This is a genomic window from Rhodococcus sp. WB1 (assembly GCF_001700945.1).
Classification (GTDB): Bacteria; Actinomycetota; Actinomycetes; order Mycobacteriales; family Mycobacteriaceae; genus Rhodococcus; species Rhodococcus aetherivorans.
Genome location: NZ_CP015529.1, coordinates 3,666,731 through 3,685,407, shown reverse-complemented (window position 1 = coordinate 3,685,407; position 18,677 = coordinate 3,666,731). Strand labels below are relative to the sequence as shown.

General features: G+C 71.3%; 19 protein-coding genes. 15 read left to right on the top strand and 4 right to left on the bottom strand.

Annotated elements, in window-relative coordinates; translation table 11 throughout:
- Nucleotides 1–66: 66 nt before the first annotated feature.
- Nucleotides 67–1,617, top strand: a complete 1,551-nt coding sequence (locus A4U64_RS16220; RefSeq protein WP_080688523.1) for a substrate-binding domain-containing protein — start codon at nucleotides 67–69, stop codon at nucleotides 1,615–1,617.
- Nucleotides 1,618–1,655: 38 nt separating this feature from the next.
- On the opposite strand, the gene A4U64_RS16215 is transcribed toward A4U64_RS16220, so the two are convergent.
- Both A4U64_RS16215 and dapD read right to left on the bottom strand, forming a co-directional pair.
- Entirely contained in the window at nucleotides 1,656–3,044 is a 1,389-nt protein-coding gene (locus A4U64_RS16215; RefSeq protein WP_065922828.1) for an amino acid permease, read from the bottom strand.
- 16 nt (nucleotides 3,045–3,060) lie between these two features.
- Nucleotides 3,061–4,014, bottom strand: a complete 954-nt coding sequence (gene dapD, locus A4U64_RS16210) for a 2,3,4,5-tetrahydropyridine-2,6-dicarboxylate N-succinyltransferase (RefSeq protein ID WP_029542360.1) — start codon at nucleotides 4,012–4,014, stop codon at nucleotides 3,061–3,063.
- Nucleotides 4,015–4,087: 73 nt separating this feature from the next.
- Between dapD and dapE the strand changes: the two genes are divergently transcribed.
- The 10 genes from dapE (at nucleotide 4,088) to A4U64_RS16165 (ending at nucleotide 12,583) form a co-directional block, all read left to right on the top strand.
- A complete protein-coding gene (gene dapE / locus A4U64_RS16205) occupies nucleotides 4,088–5,164 on the top strand; it encodes a succinyl-diaminopimelate desuccinylase (RefSeq protein WP_043799253.1) in 1,077 nt (358 codons plus the stop codon).
- 56 nt (nucleotides 5,165–5,220) lie between these two features.
- On the top strand, nucleotides 5,221–6,027 hold the full coding sequence (locus A4U64_RS16200; RefSeq protein ID WP_006933996.1) for a TIGR00730 family Rossman fold protein: 807 nt from the start codon (nucleotides 5,221–5,223) through the stop codon (nucleotides 6,025–6,027).
- Nucleotides 6,021–6,608, top strand: coding sequence for a TIGR00730 family Rossman fold protein (locus tag A4U64_RS16195; RefSeq protein WP_051446043.1), 588 nt, complete (start codon nucleotides 6,021–6,023; stop codon nucleotides 6,606–6,608). Before A4U64_RS16200 ends, A4U64_RS16195 begins: the two co-directional genes overlap by 7 nt.
- A 70-nt stretch (nucleotides 6,609–6,678) precedes the next feature.
- On the top strand, nucleotides 6,679–8,451 hold the full coding sequence (locus A4U64_RS16190) for a long-chain-acyl-CoA synthetase (RefSeq protein ID WP_006938811.1): 1,773 nt from the start codon (nucleotides 6,679–6,681) through the stop codon (nucleotides 8,449–8,451).
- Nucleotides 8,452–8,510: 59 nt separating this feature from the next.
- The gene (folP, locus tag A4U64_RS16185) at nucleotides 8,511–9,392 is read left to right on the top strand and encodes a dihydropteroate synthase (protein WP_029542462.1); all 882 of its coding nucleotides are present in this window, start codon (nucleotides 8,511–8,513) and stop codon (nucleotides 9,390–9,392) included.
- A complete protein-coding gene (locus tag A4U64_RS16180; RefSeq protein WP_029542464.1) occupies nucleotides 9,389–10,306 on the top strand; it encodes a glucosyl-3-phosphoglycerate synthase in 918 nt (305 codons plus the stop codon). The genes folP and A4U64_RS16180 overlap by 4 nt, the downstream gene beginning before the upstream one ends.
- A 42-nt stretch (nucleotides 10,307–10,348) precedes the next feature.
- A complete protein-coding gene (locus A4U64_RS16175; protein WP_006938805.1) occupies nucleotides 10,349–10,729 on the top strand; it encodes a DivIVA domain-containing protein in 381 nt (126 codons plus the stop codon).
- Between the two features lie 2 nt (nucleotides 10,730–10,731).
- Complete coding sequence (locus tag A4U64_RS16170; RefSeq protein WP_006938803.1) at nucleotides 10,732–11,328, top strand: DNA-3-methyladenine glycosylase I; 597 nt, start codon at nucleotides 10,732–10,734, stop codon at nucleotides 11,326–11,328.
- Between the two features lie 123 nt (nucleotides 11,329–11,451).
- On the top strand, nucleotides 11,452–11,619 hold the full coding sequence (locus A4U64_RS27805; RefSeq protein ID WP_003936084.1) for a DUF3117 domain-containing protein: 168 nt from the start codon (nucleotides 11,452–11,454) through the stop codon (nucleotides 11,617–11,619).
- Nucleotides 11,620–11,731: 112 nt separating this feature from the next.
- The gene (locus A4U64_RS16165) at nucleotides 11,732–12,583 is read left to right on the top strand and encodes a putative RNA methyltransferase (protein WP_006938800.1); all 852 of its coding nucleotides are present in this window, start codon (nucleotides 11,732–11,734) and stop codon (nucleotides 12,581–12,583) included.
- 10 nt (nucleotides 12,584–12,593) lie between these two features.
- Here A4U64_RS16165 and glgA read toward each other — a convergent pair whose 3' ends face one another.
- Nucleotides 12,594–13,769 carry a glycogen synthase gene (gene glgA / locus A4U64_RS16160; RefSeq protein ID WP_029542466.1) on the bottom strand — a complete coding sequence of 392 codons (1,176 nt, stop codon included), beginning with the start codon at nucleotides 13,767–13,769 and terminating at the stop codon, nucleotides 12,594–12,596.
- An 87-nt stretch (nucleotides 13,770–13,856) separates the two neighbouring features.
- Between glgA and glgC the strand changes: the two genes are divergently transcribed.
- Nucleotides 13,857–15,071, top strand: a complete 1,215-nt coding sequence (gene glgC / locus A4U64_RS16155; RefSeq protein ID WP_037200697.1) for a glucose-1-phosphate adenylyltransferase — start codon at nucleotides 13,857–13,859, stop codon at nucleotides 15,069–15,071.
- 19 nt (nucleotides 15,072–15,090) lie between these two features.
- On the opposite strand, the gene A4U64_RS16150 is transcribed toward glgC, so the two are convergent.
- Nucleotides 15,091–15,720, bottom strand: a complete 630-nt coding sequence (locus A4U64_RS16150; protein ID WP_065922827.1) for an O-methyltransferase — start codon at nucleotides 15,718–15,720, stop codon at nucleotides 15,091–15,093.
- A 244-nt stretch (nucleotides 15,721–15,964) separates the two neighbouring features.
- Here A4U64_RS16150 and sigE point away from each other — a divergent pair, with 244 nt between their 5' ends.
- From sigE to A4U64_RS16135, 3 genes are all read left to right on the top strand, one after another.
- On the top strand, nucleotides 15,965–16,591 hold the full coding sequence (gene sigE / locus A4U64_RS16145; protein ID WP_006938796.1) for an RNA polymerase sigma factor SigE: 627 nt from the start codon (nucleotides 15,965–15,967) through the stop codon (nucleotides 16,589–16,591).
- Nucleotides 16,592–16,607: 16 nt separating this feature from the next.
- Complete coding sequence (locus A4U64_RS16140) at nucleotides 16,608–16,961, top strand: zf-HC2 domain-containing protein (protein WP_029542469.1); 354 nt, start codon at nucleotides 16,608–16,610, stop codon at nucleotides 16,959–16,961.
- Nucleotides 16,962–17,151: 190 nt separating this feature from the next.
- On the top strand, nucleotides 17,152–18,603 hold the full coding sequence (locus A4U64_RS16135; protein WP_037201547.1) for a S1C family serine protease: 1,452 nt from the start codon (nucleotides 17,152–17,154) through the stop codon (nucleotides 18,601–18,603).
- The last annotated feature ends 74 nt before the right edge of the window (nucleotides 18,604–18,677 follow it).

Below are 18,677 nucleotides of genomic sequence, written 5' to 3'. Positions count from 1 at the left end.
GGCCGCCACAGCGTGCGGACGTCACGTGACGGCCGATCGACCCGGGTTGTCGCAGTCGTCGGAGCGGTGGTGGTGGTAGTGCTCGCGGCGGCCGGAGTCGGCGTCGTCCGCGCCCTGACCGGCGGATGCGACACCGTCGAGCAGTACAGCCTCGCCGTCGCTCCGAGCATCGAACCGGCCGTGAGTTCCGTCCTCTCGGAAAACGCGGACACCCACTGCTACGAGTTCACGGTCGACACCGCCGAACCGGGGGACGTCGCCGGGCTGCTCGGCAAGGGGATCGACGCGCCCGACCTGTGGATTCCCGATGCCCGGTGGTGGGCGAGTCGTGCGGCACCGACCGCCGCCGGGCCGGTACAGATGATCGCCGGGGCGGTCGCGAGCACCCCCGCGGTGCTGGTCGGGCCCCCAGGGGCGGTTCCGGAGGTGTCCAGCTGGCGCGCCGCCCTCGCGATCCCGGATCTGGTGCTGGGCAACCCGCTGCGGACCGGTGTCGCCGCCGCCCCGATCCGGGCGGCCCTGGCCGAGACCCAGGACGACCCCGTCGCCGTCGGCACGGTGCGCACCGCCATGGTGCCCCTGGCCCAGAAGGAGAGCATCCGCACCGAGGAGGCGCCCAGCGGCGCCGACCTGCTGGCGACGATCGGCGCCGACGGCATCGGCGTCGCCACCGAGCAGCAGGTGCTGGCCTTCACGACGGCGAACGAGTCGGCCCTCGAGGCGCGGGTACCGGACAACGGCAGCATCCTGCTGGAATATCCGGTGGTGGTGACGTCGCCGGTGCCCGACCGGCACCATCGCGCGACGGACGCCGCACGGGTACTGATCGAGGTGCTGGGCACGGAGAAGGCCCTCGACGTGTTCCACGACCACGGGTTCCGCGGGCCCGACGGCGAGCCGTTGCCCGACGGCCGCGGCATCGGGGGCGTGCCGCTGTTGTCACTGCGGGACGAGGCGATGGCGGAGGAGGCGCTCGGCGCCTGGTCGCTGATGGCGTTGCCGATCCGCACGCTCGTCGCGATCGACGTGTCCGGTTCGATGCGGTTTCCCGCCGGCGACGGCACCCGGATGGACCTGACGGTGCGGGCCGCCCTCGCGGGCAATGCGATGTTCCCCGACAGCGTCTCCGCCGGGCTGTGGGCGTTCTCGCAGGACCTCGGCGGTGACGGCCAGGACTATCTCGAGCTGGTGCCGATCCGGCGGTACGACACCGACGTGGACGGGCGCACCCAGCGTGAGGTGATGGCGGCCCAGGCGGAGAAGGTGCCCGGTCTGGTCGGGGGTGGCACCGGCCTGTACGACACGACTCTCGCGGCGTTCCGCGCCGTGCAGCAGAGTTACGACCCGCGCGCGGTCAACAGCGTCATCGTCCTCACCGACGGAGCGAACGAGGATCCGGACAGCATCACCGAGGCGCAGCTCCTCGAGATCCTCGCGCGGGAGCAGGACCCGGCACGGCCGGTGATCGTCGTGACGATCGGCATCACGGAGGACGCGGATGCGCAGACCCTCGCCGAGATCTCCCGCGTGACCGGCGGCTCGAGCTACGTCGCCCGCGACCCCGCGGACATCGCGAACGTCTTCGTCAACGCCCTCGCCGACCGCGGCGAGCGCTGAGGCCGCCGGCCACCCCCGGACCTACCGCGCCTCCGGCACTACCGCGCCGCGGTGCGGGACCGGCTCCGGCGCTGCCACAGCCGGGACACCGCGGCGATGAACAGGAACAGCACCGCCGTCGAGGCCAGCTGTATCCGCGCGGCGGAGTCGAACAGCATGAGCACGATGAACGCGCCGAGCATGGCCAGGGTCAGCCAGCTCAGGTAGGGGAACGCCCACATCCGGACGGTGAGGCGGCCCTCCTGTTCGAGCGTGGGCCGCAGCCGCAGGTGCGAGACGACGATGAAGATCCAGATCGCCAGCAGGGCGGAGCCGACCGCGTTGAGCAGGATGCCGAGGATGTCCTCCGGCAGCCACCAGTTCAGCAGGACCGAAACGAATCCGAAGAACACGGACAGCAGCACGGCGTTGCGGGGAACACCTGTGCGGGAGAGCTTCGCGAGGACGGTCGGGCCGTCGCCGCCCCGGGCGAGGGAGTACGCCATGCGTGAGGTGCCGTAGACGTTGGCGTTGAACGCCGACAGCAGGGCGATCACCACGACGAGTTCCATGAAGCCCGACACGTACGGCAGGCCGGCGATGTCGAGGACGCTCACGAACGGCGAGGTCTCCCCGCTCGCCGACGTCCACGGCAGCACCAGCACCATGATCGAGATCGAGCCCAGGTAGAACAGGCTGATGCGCCACACGACGGTGCGCACCGCGGTCGCGATGGACCGCTCGGGGTCGCGCGACTCGGCCGCGGCGATGGTGACGATCTCGATGCCGCCGAACGCGAAGGCGACGGCCAGCAGGCCGGCGGCGATACCGGCGAGCCCGTTGGGGGCGAAACCGTCGCCGTCGCCGAGTAGGTGTGTCAGTCCCACCGGCTCGGTGTCCGGCAGCAAACCGAACACCAGCATCACGCCGATGACGAGGAACGCGATGATGACCGCGACCTTCAGCGCCGCGAACCAGAACTCGAACTCGCCGAAGTTGGCGACCTTCGCCAGGTTCACCACCGCGAAGAACGTGACGAACACCAGGGCCACCACCCATTGCGGCACGCCCGGCAGCCAGCTGCTCACGATCGCCGAGGCGCCGGTGATCTCGACGCCCAGCACCATGATGAGCATGAACCAGTAGAGCCAGCCCATCGTGAAGCCGGCCCATTCACCGATGCCGATGCGGGCGTAATGGGAGAAGGATCCGCTGGCCGGGAGGGCCGCTCCCATCTCCCCGAGCATGCGCATCACGAAGACGATCATGATGCCGGCCAGGACGTAGGAGACGATCACCGCGGGTCCGGCGGCGGCGATGCCGACGCCGGACCCGAGGAACAGGCCTGCGCCGATCGCGGAACCGAGTCCCATCATCGTCAGGTGCCGGACCTTGAGCCCGTGCTCGAGGTGGTCGGCTTCGGTGAGTGTGTGCTCGGTTTTCGACACGATCGGTTTCTCTGGGTCAGTCGTTGGCGTGCAGCGCCGCATTCAGTTCGACGCCGGTGCCCTTGGTGGGAACGACCTCGACGGCGCCGGTGACCGAGTTGCGGCGCAGCATCAGGTTGGAGCGGCCGTTGAGGTCCTTGGCCTTGACGACGGTGCCGTCGGGGCCGCTGACCTTGGTGCCGGCGGTGACGTACAGGCCGGCCTCGACGATGCAGTCGTCGCCGAGGGAGATGCCGACACCGGCATTGGCGCCGAGCAGGCAGCGCTTGCCGATGGCGATGACCTCCTTGCCGCCGCCGGACAGGGTGCCCATGATCGACGCGCCACCACCGATGTCGGAGCCGTCGTCGACGACGACGCCCGCGGAGATGCGGCCCTCGACCATCGAGTTGCCGAGCGTGCCCGCGTTGAAGTTCACGAAGCCCTCGTGCATGACGGTGGTGCCGGCGGCCAGGTGCGCGCCGAGGCGGACACGGTCGGCATCGGCGATGCGCACCCCGGACGGCACGACGTAGTCGACCATGCGGGGGAACTTGTCGACGCCGTACACGGTCACGGGGCCACGGATGCGCAGGCGCGAGCGCACCAGTTCGAAGTTGTCGACGGCGCACGGGCCGTAATTGGTCCACACGACGTTGGCGAGCAGACCGAACACGCCGTCGAGGTTGGCGCCGTGCGGCCGGACGAGGCGGTGCGACAGCAGGTGCAGCCGCAGGTAGGCGTCGTGCGCGTCGGCCGGCGGCTGGGACAGGTCGGCGATCGTCGTGCGGACCGCGACCTGGTTGACCTCGCGCGCCTCGTCGGCGCCGACGAGCAGCGCGAAGTCCGACGGGATGTCCGTGCCCTCGAGCCGGGACGTGCCCGTCTCGCTGTATTCGCCCAGCGTGGGGGCCGGGTACCAGGTGTCGAGAACGGTGCCGTCCGCCGCGATGTTGGCGATGCCTACTGCTGATGCTCCCTGTGCACTCACGGTCGTGAAGCGTACGCGAGGCGTCGTCGTTCGCACCGGCGGCCTGGGAAATCGCTCCACGTATTGTTCTTGCATGTCTGCACCGCGCCTGGACCTGCACGCCGATCCGATCGAGCTGACCGCTGCGCTGGTCGACATCCCCAGTGTCTCGCAGGACGAGGCGGTGATCGCCGACTCCGTCGAACAGGCGCTGCGCGAGCAGACCACCGGTTTCGAGATCGTCCGCAGCGGCAACGCGGTCCTCGCGCGGACCCGGCTCGGCCGGCCGAGCCGGGTGCTGCTGGCCGGGCATCTCGACACCGTGCCCATCGCGGACAACGTGCCGTCGCGGCGCGACGGGGAGTTGCTGTACGGCTGCGGCACGGCCGACATGAAGTCGGGCGACGCGGTGTTCCTGCACCTGGCCGCCACCATCGCGGACCCGGCGCACGATCTGACGCTGGTCTTCTACGACTGCGAGGAGATCGCCGCGGCCTACAACGGTCTCGGCCGCATCGAGCGGGACCTGCGGGACTGGCTGGACGCGGACGTGGCGATCCTCGGCGAGCCGACGGCCGGGCAGATCGAGGCGGGCTGCCAGGGCACCCTGCGGGTGCGGATCTCGGCGACCGGGGTGCGCGCGCATTCGGCGCGGTCCTGGCTGGGTGACAATGCGATCCACCGGCTGGCCCCGGTGCTGGAGCGGCTCGCGGCCTACGAACCGCGATCGGTGGACATCGACGGCTGCGTCTACCGCGAGGGTCTGTCCGCGGTACGGATCGCCGGCGGCGTCGCCGGCAACGTGGTGCCCGACGCCGCGGACCTCGACGTCAACTTCCGGTTCGCGCCCGACCGCACCGTCGAGCAGGCTCTCGCGCACGTGCGGGAGGTGCTCGATGGTCTCGACGTCACCCTCGAGCTCACCGACAGCTCGCCCGGCGCGCTGCCCGGCCTGGCCCACCCCGCCGCCGCGGACCTCGTCGCCGCGGCCGGCGGCCGGTTCCGGGCCAAGTACGGATGGACGGACGTCGCGCGCTTCGCGACGCTGGGGATCCCGGCGGTCAACTACGGTCCCGGCGATCCGAACCTCGCGCACAAGCGCGACGAGCACGTGCCCGTGAAGCAGATCACGGAGGTCGCCGGCACGCTGCGGAGGTATCTGGCCGCCTGACGCACGATGCGGGGCATCGGCCGGGGCGGCCCGGCGGCATCCCCTAATCTGGGCGCATGGCGCGCGACACCGACCCCGGATCCCGCGACCGTGCGAGTGCCGATGTGGTGCACCGCGGTCCCGTCCAGTTGCGCCGGGACCGGGCGACCGAGACCACGACGATGGACCAGCGACTGCTGGACCGGAGGGGCCCCTCCGACTGGGTGCACACCGATCCGTGGCGGGTGCTGCGCATCCAGAGCGAGTTCGTGGAGGGTTTCGGTGCGCTGGCGGAGGTGCCGCGCGCGGTGGCGGTCTTCGGCTCTGCCCGCACCCCCGTCGACCACCCCGAGTACGTCACCGGCCGTGCCCTCGGGGCCGCGTTGGCCGCGGCGGGCTATGCGGTTGTCACCGGCGGTGGGCCGGGGGCGATGGAGGCGGCCAACCGCGGCGCGAGCGAGTCGGGCGGGTTCTCCGTCGGACTGGGTATCGAGCTGCCGTTCGAGCAGGCGCTCAACGAATGGGTCGACCTCGGACTGAACTTCCGCTACTTCTTCGCCCGCAAGACGATGTTCGTGAAGTACTCCCAGGCCTTCGTCTGCCTGCCCGGCGGTTTCGGCACGCTCGACGAGCTGTTCGAGGCGCTCACGCTGGTCCAGACCCACAAGATCACCCGGTTCCCCATCGTGCTGCTGGGCACCCACTACTGGGCGGGGCTGCTCGAATGGATCCGGCACGCGATGGTCGGCGAGGGCCGGATCTCACCGAGCGACCTCGATCTGCTGTACCTGACCGACAGCGTGGAGGAGGCGGTGCAGATCGTCGTCGACGCCCATCGCGGGCAGGACGAGTCGGCGCTGTACGGAGGGGGCGGGGCGTGGTGAGCGGTTTCCATCCGTTCGAGGGCATCGGCGGCGAGCGCACCGTCGAGGCGCGGGCGGTGTGCGTGTACTGCGCCTCCGGGCCGGTCGACGAGTCCTACCTCGAGCTCGCGGCGGCGGTGGGGACCGCCATCGGACGGCGCGGCTGGCAGCTCGTCTCCGGAGGCGGCAACGTGTCGATGATGGGTGCGCTCGCCCAGGCGACGCGCGCCGCCGGCGGGCACACCGTCGGTGTGATCCCCAAGGCGCTGGTGCACCGCGAGGTCGCCGACGTCGACGCCGACGAGCTGATCGTCACGGACACGATGCGCCAGCGGAAGCAGGCGATGGAGGAGCGCGCCGACGCGTTCGTCACGCTGCCCGGCGGGATCGGCACCCTCGAGGAATTGTTCGAGACGTGGACGGCCGGCTATCTGGGCATGCACGCCAAGCCGGTGGTGCTGCTCGACCCGGTGGGGCACTACCGGGGGCTGCTCGACTGGCTCGAGGCGATGGTGCCGGCCGGCTTCGTCAACCGCCACGCGCTCGACGGCCTGCAGGTCACCGGCGACATCGACGACGCCCTCGACCGCTGCGCCGGGTGAGGGGCTTCCGCTTCGCGCCGAGGTTGCTTACTCTGCAGTAAGTTCCTGTCCGCCAGTAACCGAGGATGCCATGACCGAGTCCGGCTCGACGATCTCCCTGGTGGGTCTCGCCACCCAGCTTCCGCGAATGCTGCCCGACGCACCGAGCCTGCTACGCGGCGCGCGGGGTCTCATCCGGCGGCCGGACGCGCGCGAGACGATCGGGTCGGTGTTCCAGCGCCTCGCGGAGCGGAACCCGGACCGGCCGTTCCTGCGATTCGAGGGCGACGCCCTCAGCTACGGCGACGCCAACGCCCAGGTCAACCGCTACGCCGCCGTGCTCACCGCGCAGGGTGTGCGCACCGGCGACGTCGTCGGCGTGCTGATGAAGAACCGTCCGGAGGCGTTGCTCGTCGCGCTCGCCACGGTCAAGCTCGGTGCCGCGGCCGGCATGCTCAATCACCATCAGCGCGGCGAGGTGCTCGCGCACAGCCTCGGCCTGCTCGACAGCCGGGTGCTCGTGGTCGGGGAGGAATGCGAGGAGGCCCTGGAGTCCCTCGACGGGGCGCCGCCGGCCGGAAAGGTGCTGCGCGTCGGCGAACTCGACGACCTCGCCGTCGCCGCCGACTCCGCGAACCCCGCCGTCACCGACCGCCTGCAGGCGAAGGAGACCGCCTTCTTCATCTTCACCTCGGGCACCACCGGCATGCCCAAGGCCAGCCGGATGACCCATTTCCGGTGGCTGAAGTCCATGTCGGGCCTGGGCAGCCTGGGCGTCCGGCTGCGCCGCGACGACACCCTGTACTGCTGCCTGCCGCTGTATCACAACAACGCCCTCACCGTGTCGCTGTCGTCGGTGCTCGCCGCCGGCGCCACCTTCGCGCTCGGCCGCAAGTTCTCCGCCACCGGATTCTGGGCCGACGCGAAGCGCAACGGCGCGACGGCGTTCGTCTACATCGGGGAGATCTGCCGCTACCTGCTCAACCAGCCACCGTCGCCGGACGACCGCGACAACGGCATCCGGTTGATGGTGGGCAACGGACTGCGGTCCGAGATCTGGACCGAGTTCACCCAGCGGTTCGGCATCGCCCGCGTCGCCGAGTTCTACGGCGCCAGCGAGTGCAACATCGCGTTCGTCAACGCGCTCAACCAGCCGCGCACCGCGGGTGTCTGCCCGCTTCCGTACGCAGTGGTCGACTACGACCACGAGACCGGCAAGGCGCTCCGCGGACCGGACGGCCGGCTGCGCCGGGTCGGCCGCGGCGAGGTGGGCCTGTTGCTGGCGAAGGTCACCGACCGTGCCCCGTTCGACGGCTACACCGATCCCGAGGCGAGCGAGTCCAAACTCGTGCGCGACGGCTTCGAGGACGGCGACACCTGGTTCGACACCGGCGACCTCGTCCGCAGCCAGGGCTTCATGCACGTCGCGTTCGTCGACCGCCTCGGCGACACCTTCCGGTGGAAGGGCGAGAACGTCGCCACCACCGAGGTCGAGGCGGCCGTGTCGGCGAACGAGTCGATCTCGCAGGCAGTGGTCTACGGGGTCGAGATCCCCGGCACCGACGGCCGGGCCGGCATGGCCGCGATCACGCTCCACGACGGGGCCGAGTTCGACGGCACCGCGCTCGCGGCGCAGCTGTACCGGGCGCTGCCGTCGTACGCGGTGCCGCTCTTCGTCCGTGTCGTCGGCGAACTCGAGCACACCTCGACGTTCAAGAGCCGCAAGGTGGACCTGCGCAAGCAGGGCTACGCCGACACAGGCGACGACCCCGTCTACGTGCTCACCGGGCCGGAGGAGGGCTACCGGCCCGCGTACGACGGCTACGTCGAGGCCGTCGCCGGGGGCGAGCTGCCGGCGGGCTGACTCCCGCTGGGCCGGTTCCTGCCCGGGCCCGCCCGCGGGTGCGTGCCAGGATGGAAATCATGACCGCCTCCGTCACCGTCTCGCCGACCCTCTGCGGCCGCCCGGTCGCCACCGACCGGGCCCTGGTGATGGCGATCGTCAATCGCACTCCGGACTCGTTCTACGACCGGGGCGCGACCTTCACCGACGACGCTGCGATGGCGGCCGTGGATCGGGCCGTGGCCGAGGGCGCGGACCTCGTCGACATCGGCGGCGTGAAGGCCGGCCCCGGCGAGGTGGTCGACGCGGCGGAGGAGACCCGGCGGGTGGTGCCGTTCGTCGCGGCGATCCGGGCCCGCCACCCCGGGCTGCTCATCAGCGTCGACACCTGGCGCAGCGACGTCGCGCGGCGCGCGGTGGCGGAGGGGGCGGATCTGATCAACGACACGTGGGCGGGTGCCGATCCGGAACTGGTGACCGTCGCGGCCGAACTCGGCGCGGGCATCGTCTGCTCGCACACCGGAGGTGCGGTCCCGCGCACCCGGCCGCACCGCGTGCGCTACACCGACGTCGTCGCCGAGGTGACGCGCGAGATCGTCGCCGCGGCCGAGCGGGCCGCGAAGGCCGGGGTGCCCGGCGACGCCATCCTCATCGATCCGACCCACGATTTCGGCAAGAACACCTTCCACGGCCTCGAGTTGTTGCGGCACGTGGACGTTCTCGTAAATACCGGGTGGCCCGTGCTCATGGCGCTGAGCAACAAGGACTTCATCGGGGAGACTCTGGGGGTGGAACTCGCCGACCGGTTGGAGGGCACATTGGCAGCGACAGCACTTGCGGCCGCGGCAGGCGCGCGGATGTTTCGGGTGCACGAGGTGGCGGCGACCCGTCGCGTGGTCGACATGGTGGCGGCCGTCGTCGGAACGCGCCCCCCGGCGCGCACCGTCAGGGGGCTGGCATGAGCACCGCGATGACCCGGCCGTGGGCCGAGGCGAACAGCTGGGACGAGCCCGGATGGAGCATCGCCGAACTCGAACGCGCGAAGCGGGGCCGAACCGTGTCGGTGGTGCTGCCCGCGCTCAACGAGGAGACGACCGTCGCGGGGGTGGTGGACACCATCCATCCGCTGCTCGGCGGGCTGGTCGACGAGCTGATCGTGCTGGACTCGGGGTCCACCGACCGCACGGCGGAGCGGGCCCGCAGCGCCGGCGCCCGCGTCCTCTCCCGGGAAGAGGCGGTGCCGGGCCTCGCCCCGGTGCCGGGCAAGGGGGAGGTGCTGTGGCGCTCCGTCGCGGCCACCACGGGTGATCTCATCGCGTTCGTGGATTCGGACCTGCTCGACCCCGATCCGGCGTTCGTCCCCAAGCTGCTCGGACCGCTGCTCACCGGCGACGGAATCCACCTGGTCAAGGGCTATTACCGCCGCCCGCTCCGGGTCAGCGGCGCCGAGGAGGCCAACGGCGGGGGGCGGGTCACGGAACTGGTGGCGCGGCCGCTGCTCGCGGCGCTGCGGCCGGAGCTGACGTGCGTGCTGCAGCCGCTGGGCGGCGAGTACGCCGGTACCCGGGAACTGCTGTCGGCGGTGCCGTTCGCGCCCGGCTACGGCGTCGAGATCGGGCTGCTGCTCGACACCTACGACCGGCTCGGGATCGGCGCGATCGCCCAGGTCAACCTCGGCGTGCGCAAGCACCGGAACCGGCCGCTCGGGGAGCTGGGGGTGATGAGCCGGCAGATCGTCGGCACCATGCTCGCTCGCTGTGGGATCCCCGACTCGGGGGCGGGCCTGACCCAGTTCCTGGTGGACGGCGACGCGTTCGTCCCCGTCACCACGGAGGTCAGCCTCGCGGACCGGCCCCCGGCCGCCACCGTGGCCTGACGCCCCGGGCGCCCTGTCGGTGGCCCGTGCCAAGATCGGTACATGCTGACGGTTCTGCTCTACCTGCTCGTCATGGTGGTCGTCGGCGCGGTGCTGTTCCTCGTGGCGAGCGCGGTGTTCGGCCGCGGGGAGACCCTGGCGCCGATCCCGCCGGGCACCACCGCCACGGCCCTGCCGGTCACCGACGTGACCGGCGCGGACGTCCGGGATCTGCGTTTCCAGCAGGTGCTGCGGGGCTACAAGACCGCCGAGGTGGACTGGGCGCTCGACCGGCTCTCGCACGAGATCGACGACCTGCGGGCCAGGCTCGCCGCGTACGAGGACGCCGAGCGGGGCACGCCCGGTGGCGACGCCGCGGTGGGGCAGGCCGACGCATCCGTTGCGGCAGAGGCCGCAGGGGACCGCTCGGACAGGGGGGAGTAGCGATGGACGAGGACCGGGTGCGCTGTCCGTGGGCGGTGGATCCGCCGGGGTCCACGCTGTACCGGGACTACCACGACGAGGAGTGGGGCCGCGAGCTGCACGGGCGCGACGAGCTGTTCGAGCGCCTTGCCCTCGAGGCGTTCCAGTCGGGGCTGTCGTGGCTGACGATCCTGCGCAAGCGGGAGGCGTTCCGGTCGGCGTTCGCGGGGTTCGACGTCGAGGTGGTCGCCCGCTACACGGACGACGACGTCGCTCGCCTGCTCGGCGACGCCGGCATCGTCCGGAACCGGCGCAAGGTCGAGGCGGTGGTCGCCAACGCCCGGGCGGTGCTCGACCTGGAGGGCACGGACCTCGACGCGCTGCTGTGGTCGTTCGCGCCGGCGCGGCGCGCCCGGCGGTTCCGCTCCGTGGCGGAGGTGCCGGCGGTGACACCGGAGTCGACGGCGATGGCCCGCGAACTGAAGCGGCGCGGCTTCGCGTTCGTCGGTCCTACCACGGCGTATGCGCTCATGCAGGCCACCGGCATGGTCGACGATCACCTCGCCGACTGCTGGGTCGAGACGGACGTTCGACCAGTTTCCGGCCACATTAGGGCATAGTCAGCTACCCGGCGGTCGGCCGGATAGGGAAGAATGATGTGGCGAGCCTCGTCGAATTCCGACGAGGCCCCCACGGTAACCCACGCGCGCAAGAGTCGAGCGCAGATTTGGAGGGAGCAGAGGATGGCGGCCATGAAGCCCCGGACCGGGGACGGTCCCCTCGAAGCAACCAAAGAGGGACGAGGAATCGTCATGAGGGTTCCACTCGAGGGTGGCGGACGTCTGGTCGTCGAACTCACGCCGGAGGAAGCTGCAGCGCTCGGCGAAGAGCTCAAGGGCGTCACCAGCTAGGTGTCGGCACCCGGCGACGATTCGCCGGGTTCTCCGGGCCCCGCGCTCCACGGTGCGCGGGGCCCGTTGCTGTTCGTACTCCGGTGCTCTTCGTTTCTCGGAAGGACTGCCCGTGCTCGACGCGGTGACCGATCTGCTCGCCTGCCCGCAGTGCGAGCGCGGACTCGATCTCGACGACGGCGTGCTGCTGTGCGAGGCCGGGCACAGCTTCGATGTCGCCCGCCAGGGGTATGTCAGCCTCCTCACCGGGGCCGCGACGCGGTTCACCGGCGACACCGCGGAGATGATCGCCGCGCGGGCGGACTTCCTCGAGGCGGGACACTACGATCCGCTGCGCGACGCCGTCGCCCGCGCCTGTGCCGAGCGTCCCGGCGGCGACGGCACCGCCCGCGTCCTCGAGGTGGGCGCCGGCACCGGGCGGTATCTCGCGGCGGTGCTCGACGCGCTGCCGGGCAGCCGCGGCGTCGGGCTCGACGTGTCCAAGCCCGCGGTCCGGCGCATCGCCCGCAGCCATCCCCGCGTCGGGGCCGTGCTCGCCGACGTGTGGCGGCAGTGGCCGATCCGCAGCGGCGTCCTCAGCCACGTGCTGTCCGTCTTCGCGCCGCGCAACGCCGCCGAGACGCACCGGGTCCTCGCGCCGGGCGGCGTGCTCGTCGTCGCGGCCCCCACCCCGTCGCACCTGCGCGAGCTGGTGGCCCTGCCCGGCATGGTCCAGGTGGACGAGCGCAAGACCGAGCGGCTCGGGGCGGCCCTGTCCGGCGCGTTCGAGCGGGTCGACCGCGCCGACGTGCAGTACACCCTGGAGCTCGACCGTCCGGCACTCGGACAGCTGGCCGGCATGGGGCCCTCGGGGCACCACCTGACCGCCGAGCGGCTGGCGGAGCTGGTCTCGGGGCTGCCGGAGCCGTTCCCGGTGACCGCCTCGGTGACCGTCACCGTGTGGGAACGGCGCGCGACGCACTGAGCCGGGACGCTCAGTGCCGCGCGGCGGCGACCTCCTGGTACACCGCGAGGGTCTGCCGCGCGATCTGCGCCCAGGAGAACTCCGCGATGGCCCGCACCCGTCCGGCCCGGCCCATCTCCGCAGCCAGGGCGGCGTCGCCGGCGACCTCGTTGATCGCCGCGGCCAGCGCCTGCTCGTACGCCCGCGGCTCGTAGGAGTTGTAGTGCACGAGCCGGCCGGTGACCCCGTCCTCGACGACCTCGGGGATGCCACCGACGTCCGACGCGACGACAGCGGTCTCGCAGGCCATCGCCTCGAGGTTCACGATACCCAGTGGCTCGTACACCGATGGGCACACGAAAACTGATGCCGCGGAAAGGATCTCACGGACCGAGTCGGTGGGGAGCATCTCGCGGACCCAGAAGACGTTGCCGCGCCGGCGCTCGAGTTCGGCCACCGCCTGCTCGGTCTCGGCGGCGATCTCCGGGGTGTCCGGCGCGCCGGCGCACAGCACCAGCTGAATCCCGGGGTCCACGTCGTGGGCGGCGGCGATGAGGTGCCCGACGCCCTTCTGGCGCGTGATGCGCCCGACGAACGCGACGATCGGCCGATCGGGGTCCACCCCGATCTTCTCCAGGGCGGACGGCTCGCCCGGCTCGGCCGGCCCCGGGTGCCACACCCCGGTGTCGATGCCGTTGCGCACCACGTGCACACGGGCCGGGTCGACGAACGGATATGCGTCCAGCACGTCGAGGCGCATCCCAGCGCTGACCGCGATGACCGCGTCCGCGTGCTCGACCGCGTTGCGTTCGGACCACGAGGAGACGCGGTAGCCGCCGCCCAGCTGCTCGGCCTTCCACGGCCGGCGCGGTTCGAGCGAATGTGCCGTCAGCACGTGCGGCACGTCGTACAGCTCGGCGGCGAGATGCCCCGCGAGGCCGGTGTACCAGGTGTGGGAGTGGACGACGCCGGCACCGCTCGCGGCGTGCGCCATCCGCAGCTCGGCGGACAGCGTCGTCAGCGCCGGGTTGGCGCCCGCCAGTTCGGGGTCGGGTCCGTGGACGAAGGCGCCCTCGCGGGGCGCCCCCATGCAGTGCACGTCGACTTCGCACAGCCGGCGCAACTGCGCAACCAATTCGGTGACGTGCACGCCGGCACCACCGTAGACCTCCGGCGGGTACTCCCGCGTCATCATTGCCACCCGCACCGGATCAAACTATCCGGCGCGTGACGTTCCGGCCACCGATGGGCCTCTTCGCTGGCGGCGGAGGGGGGTGGCGGATAGGTTGACTGTGTGAGGAGCCAGCCCCATGTGCTTGGAATCGTGCTCGCCGGCGGCGAGGGCAAACGCCTGTACCCGCTGACGGCGGACCGCGCGAAACCGGCGGTACCGTTCGGCGGTGCCTACCGACTGATCGACTTCGTGCTGAGCAACCTGGTCAACGCCGGGTTCCTGCGGATCTGCGTGCTGACCCAGTACAAGTCCCATTCGCTGGACCGGCACATCTCCCAGACCTGGCGCCTGTCGGGCTTCACCGGCGAGTACATCACCCCGGTGCCGGCGCAGCAGCGGCTCGGGCCGCGCTGGTACACCGGCAGCGCCGACGCCATCCTCCAGTCGCTCAACCTCGTCTACGACGAGGATCCGGAGTACATCGTGGTGTTCGGCGCCGACCACGTCTACCGGATGGACCCGGAGCAGATGGTGAGCCAGCACATCGAGTCCGGCGCGGGCGTGACCGTCGCCGGCATCCGGGTACCCCGCAGCGAGGCGTTCGCGTTCGGTTGCATCGACACCGACGAGCAGGGCCGCATCACCCAGTTCCTCGAAAAGCCCGCGCACCCGCCCGGCACCCCGGACGATCCCAACGTCACCTTCGCCTCGATGGGCAACTACGTCTTCACCACCAAGGTGCTGGTGGAGGCGTTGCGGGCGGACTCCGAGAACCCGGACTCGGACCACGACATGGGCGGCGACATCATCCCCGCCCTCGTCGCGCAGGGCGCCGCGCACGTCTACGACTTCAACGACAACGTCGTGCCGGGCGCCACCGAACGCGACCGTGGCTACTGGCGCGACGTCGGCACCCTCGACGCGTTCTACGACGCGCACATGGACCTGGTGTCGGTGCACCCGATCTTCAACCTCTACAACCGGCGCTGGCCGATCCGCGGCGCCTCCGAGATGTGGCCCCCGGCGAAATTCGTCCAGGGCGGTCTCGCGCAGGAGTCGATCGTCGGATCGGGCAGCATCCTGTCGGCCGCCACCGTCCGCAACTCGGTGCTCAGCTCCAACGTCATGATCGAGGACGGCGCCACCGTCGAGGGCAGTGTCCTGATGCCGGGCGTGCGCATCGGCAAGGGCGCGGTCGTGCGGCGCGCGATCCTCGACAAGAACGTCGTCGTCGGCGACGGCGAGATCATCGGCGTGGACCTCGAACGCGACCGGCAGCGCTTCGCCGTCAGCAGCGGCGGCGTCGTCGCCATCGGCAAGGGCGTGTGGATCTGATCGGGGCGTGCGCCGGGGCCTAGAGCTTGGCGGCGCAGAGCAGCCCGTCGCCCACCGGCAGCAGCACCGGTGCGAGACGCTCGTCGGTCACCACGGCCCGCGTCGCCTCTCGGACGGCGAGGACGGCGGAGTCACGCTCGCCCGGGTCGGCGACCCGGCCGCAGAGCAGCGCGTTGTGCAACACGATGACCCCGCCCGGTCGCAACAGCCGCACGCCCTCGCGGACGTAGTGCGGATGATCGGCGGGGGTGGCGTCGACGAAGACCAGGTCGTAGGCCGAGTCGGCCAGCCGTGGCAGCACGTCCAGCGCGCGCCCGTTGATCAGCCGGGTGCGGGAGGCCGTGACGCCGGCCTCCCGGAACGCGGTCTTGGCGGCACGCTGATGCTCGGGCTCGCTGTCGATGGTGGTGAGGACGCCGTCCTCGCGCAGGCCCCGCAGCAGCCAGAGTCCGCTGACGCCGGCGCCGGTGCCGACCTCGACGACCGTCCGTGCGTCGAGCATGCGGGTGAACATCGTCAGGGCCGCGCCCACTGCTGCCGGGATCGGATCTGCGCCGAGATCGAGGGCACGCTCACGCGCCAGGGCGAGGTTCTCGTCCTCGGTGACGTTCTCGACGTGGGCCAGGATCCGTTCGGCATTCGTGTGCACCCCAGTGAGGTTATCGTCGCCGGGGGCCGGTCGCAGGCAGGCGCGCACGGCGGGTGGATTCTCAGGCGATGCTCAGGTTGCTCATATCGGCACCACATCCCCGTGCGTGAGGGTGTAGATACCACATCAGACCGCACCGACAGCGCGATCGGGGTACCGGGAACAAGCCGGCGCCCTCGGGTGTTGGACGAAGACACCGACACCCACGATCAGCGGTCCCGAAGAGGAGGATCCAGCGATCCACATGGCCGATTCCCCCCAGCTCCCCAGCCCCGACGCCGAGCCCACGGCCGACGTCGAGCTCACCGGCACGGCAGTGTTCGACGCCACCGGTGACCGTGCGGTGATGCCGTCGTGGGACGAGCTGGTGCGCGAGCACGGCGACCGGGTGTACCGGCTCGCCTACCGCTTGTCCGGAAACGCGCAGGACGCCGAGGACCTCACCCAGGACACGTTCATCCGGGTCTTCCGCTCGCTGCAGAACTACCAGCCGGGCACCTTCGAGGGCTGGTTGCACCGCATCACCACCAACCTGTTCCTCGACATGGTCCGGCGCCGCAACCGCATCCGCATGGAGGCGCTGCCCGAGGACTACGACCGCGTGCCCTCCGAGGGCCCCGACCCCGAGCAGATCTACCACGATGCCCGGCTCGGCGCCGACCTGCAGTCCGCCCTGGACTCGCTGGCGCCGGACTATCGTGCTGCTGTCGTCCTGTGTGACATCGAAGGCCTGTCCTACGAGGAGATCGGTGCCACACTGGGAGTCAAGCTCGGCACGGTGCGCAGCCGCATCCATCGCGGACGGCAGGCGCTGCGTGAGCACCTGCGCGAGCATGGGAAGGTCGAAGTCGGTCGAGTCGATGCGGGGTAGCCGCCAGGAGGATTTCATGACGAGGGCACACCCGACCCGCCGGTTCGGTTCCACGGAGCACCTGGCGAGTGAGGCTGTGGCAGCGTACGTGGACGGCGAACTGCGGATGAACGCGTATCTCCGGGCGGCCGAGCACCTGGCCGTGTGCCCGGAGTGCGCCACGGAGGTCGAGGCCCAGCAGCAGGCCCGGCGCGCGTTGCGCGACGCCGCCCGGACGGCGCCGCCCCCGATGCCGAGTTCCCTCCTGGGTGCCCTCGCCGACATCCCGCAGCACCACCAGGACCTGTCCGCGCCCGGCTTCGGGGGAGTGCTGGCGGCCGACCAGTCCTGGCCCGCCGGGCGGCGCTGGCCGATCCGTTGGCGCCGTTGACGGTGCTCGCGTCCTTCCGCGCCGTGATCGACCCGCGACGGTCGGTGGCGGTGCCACCGGTGCCATCGGTGATACTGGGCACCGTGACTGACGGACACGGGGGAGACGGGCACGCGTGACAGCGGAATCAGTGGAGTCCGAGCGCCGGGCCGCCTCGACGTCGGACACGGACGGCGCTCCCGCGCCGGGCGTGTCGCACCGCGCCGACGCCCCGCGCCTGCAGCCCCGCCCGGTCTATCGCCCGGACGTCGACGCCGCCGCCAGCAGCGTCTTCGGTCGGCCGGCCGGTACGACGGGCTCGTTCGGCCGGTCCGCCGAGGAACGGGCCGCGGAGCCGCGGGTCGGCCACGGTGCGCCCGCCGATCCGGTGCTGGCCGAGGCGTTCGGCCGACCCGTGGGCACCTCCGAGATCCTGCAGCGGCCCCCGGCCGACCCGGATGCCGAGACCGATGCGGACGGCCCCGAGCCCGACCCGTGGCGCGACCCCACGACGAACGTGCGCCTGGGCGCGCCTGCGCAGGCCCGCGACGAGCGCCCGCTGCCGCCCGCCCCCAAGCTCACGCTGCGGGAAGTCCTCTTCGGCGGTCGGATCGAGACCCGCGCCCTCGCGACGCTGGCGGCGGTCGCGCTGACCATCGGCATGATCGGCGGTCTCGTCGTCGCGCTGATCACGTCCGACACCGGCTCCCTCACCAGCCGCAGCGTGACGCTGGCCCAGGTGGAGCAGGACGGCGACCTGCCGACCGGGCAGGTGGCACGCGTGGCCGACGCGGTGCTGCCCGCCGTCGTCTCCATCCAGGTCACCGTCGGCGACGAGTCCGGCACCGGGTCCGGTGTCGTGATCGACGGTGCCGGATACATCGTCACCAACAACCACGTGATCTCGATGGCCGCGACCGGTCCGGACGCGAAGATCCAGGTCACCTTCAACGACGGCACCAAGGTGCCCGCACAGATCGTCGGGCGCGACATCAAGACCGACCTGGCAGTGCTCTCCGTCGACGTGGACAACCTCACGGTCGCCGAACTGGGCCGTTCCGGGGACGTGCAGGTCGGTGAGGACGTCATCGCCGTGGGTTCGCCGCTCGGGTTGAGCAAGACCGTCACCCGCGGCATCGTCAGCGCCCTCAACCGGCCGATGCGCCTGGGCGGTCAGGGCACCGACACCGACGCCGTGATCGACGCGGTGCAAACCGACGCCTCCATCAACCCCGGCAACTCCGGCGGCCCGCTCGTCGACGCCGAGGGCCGCGTCATCGGCATCAACTCGGCCATCAAGACCGAGACCGGCGGTTCCGTCGGTCTGGGGTTCGCCATTCCCATCGACGACGTCACCGCCGTCACCCAGGAACTGATCCGCACCGGCGCGATGCGTCACCCGGAGATCGGCGTCAACGCCCGCAGCGTCGTCAACGACGTCGCCAGCGGCGCCGAGGTGGCCAACGTGCAGGAGGGCAGCCCCGCGCAGCAGGCCGGGATCGTCGAGGGCGACGTGATCGTCAAGGTCGGGGACCGCGAGGTCACCAGCGCGGACGAGCTGGTCGTCGCGGTCCACGCCCAGAAGATCGGCGAGCCGGTGACGGTGCAGCTGGTCCGCTCGGGCCGTCTCGTGGACGTGCAGGTGACCCCGCAGTCCGACTGACCGTCGGCTCCCTGTTCGCTGGGAATTCGCTGTGACCTGGGTCCTCCGGGCTGCGAACGGCGCGGCACCACGTA

What these genes read in the sequence shown, in the direction of transcription:
- dapE (WP_043799253.1), top strand. Translation starts at nt 4,088, where the DNA reads ATGTCTGCACCGCGCCTGGACCTGCACGCCGATCCGATCGAGCTGACC.
- A4U64_RS16200 (WP_006933996.1), top strand. Translation starts at nt 5,221, where the DNA reads ATGGCGCGCGACACCGACCCCGGATCCCGCGACCGTGCGAGTGCCGAT.
- A4U64_RS16190 (WP_006938811.1), top strand. Translation starts at nt 6,679, where the DNA reads ATGACCGAGTCCGGCTCGACGATCTCCCTGGTGGGTCTCGCCACCCAG.
- folP (WP_029542462.1), top strand. Translation starts at nt 8,511, where the DNA reads ATGACCGCCTCCGTCACCGTCTCGCCGACCCTCTGCGGCCGCCCGGTC.
- A4U64_RS16180 (WP_029542464.1), top strand. Translation starts at nt 9,389, where the DNA reads ATGAGCACCGCGATGACCCGGCCGTGGGCCGAGGCGAACAGCTGGGAC.
- A4U64_RS16175 (WP_006938805.1), top strand. Translation starts at nt 10,349, where the DNA reads ATGCTGACGGTTCTGCTCTACCTGCTCGTCATGGTGGTCGTCGGCGCG.
- A4U64_RS16170 (WP_006938803.1), top strand. Translation starts at nt 10,732, where the DNA reads ATGGACGAGGACCGGGTGCGCTGTCCGTGGGCGGTGGATCCGCCGGGG.
- A4U64_RS27805 (WP_003936084.1), top strand. Translation starts at nt 11,452, where the DNA reads ATGGCGGCCATGAAGCCCCGGACCGGGGACGGTCCCCTCGAAGCAACC.
- sigE (WP_006938796.1), top strand. Translation starts at nt 15,965, where the DNA reads ATGGCCGATTCCCCCCAGCTCCCCAGCCCCGACGCCGAGCCCACGGCC.
- A4U64_RS16140 (WP_029542469.1), top strand. Translation starts at nt 16,608, where the DNA reads ATGACGAGGGCACACCCGACCCGCCGGTTCGGTTCCACGGAGCACCTG.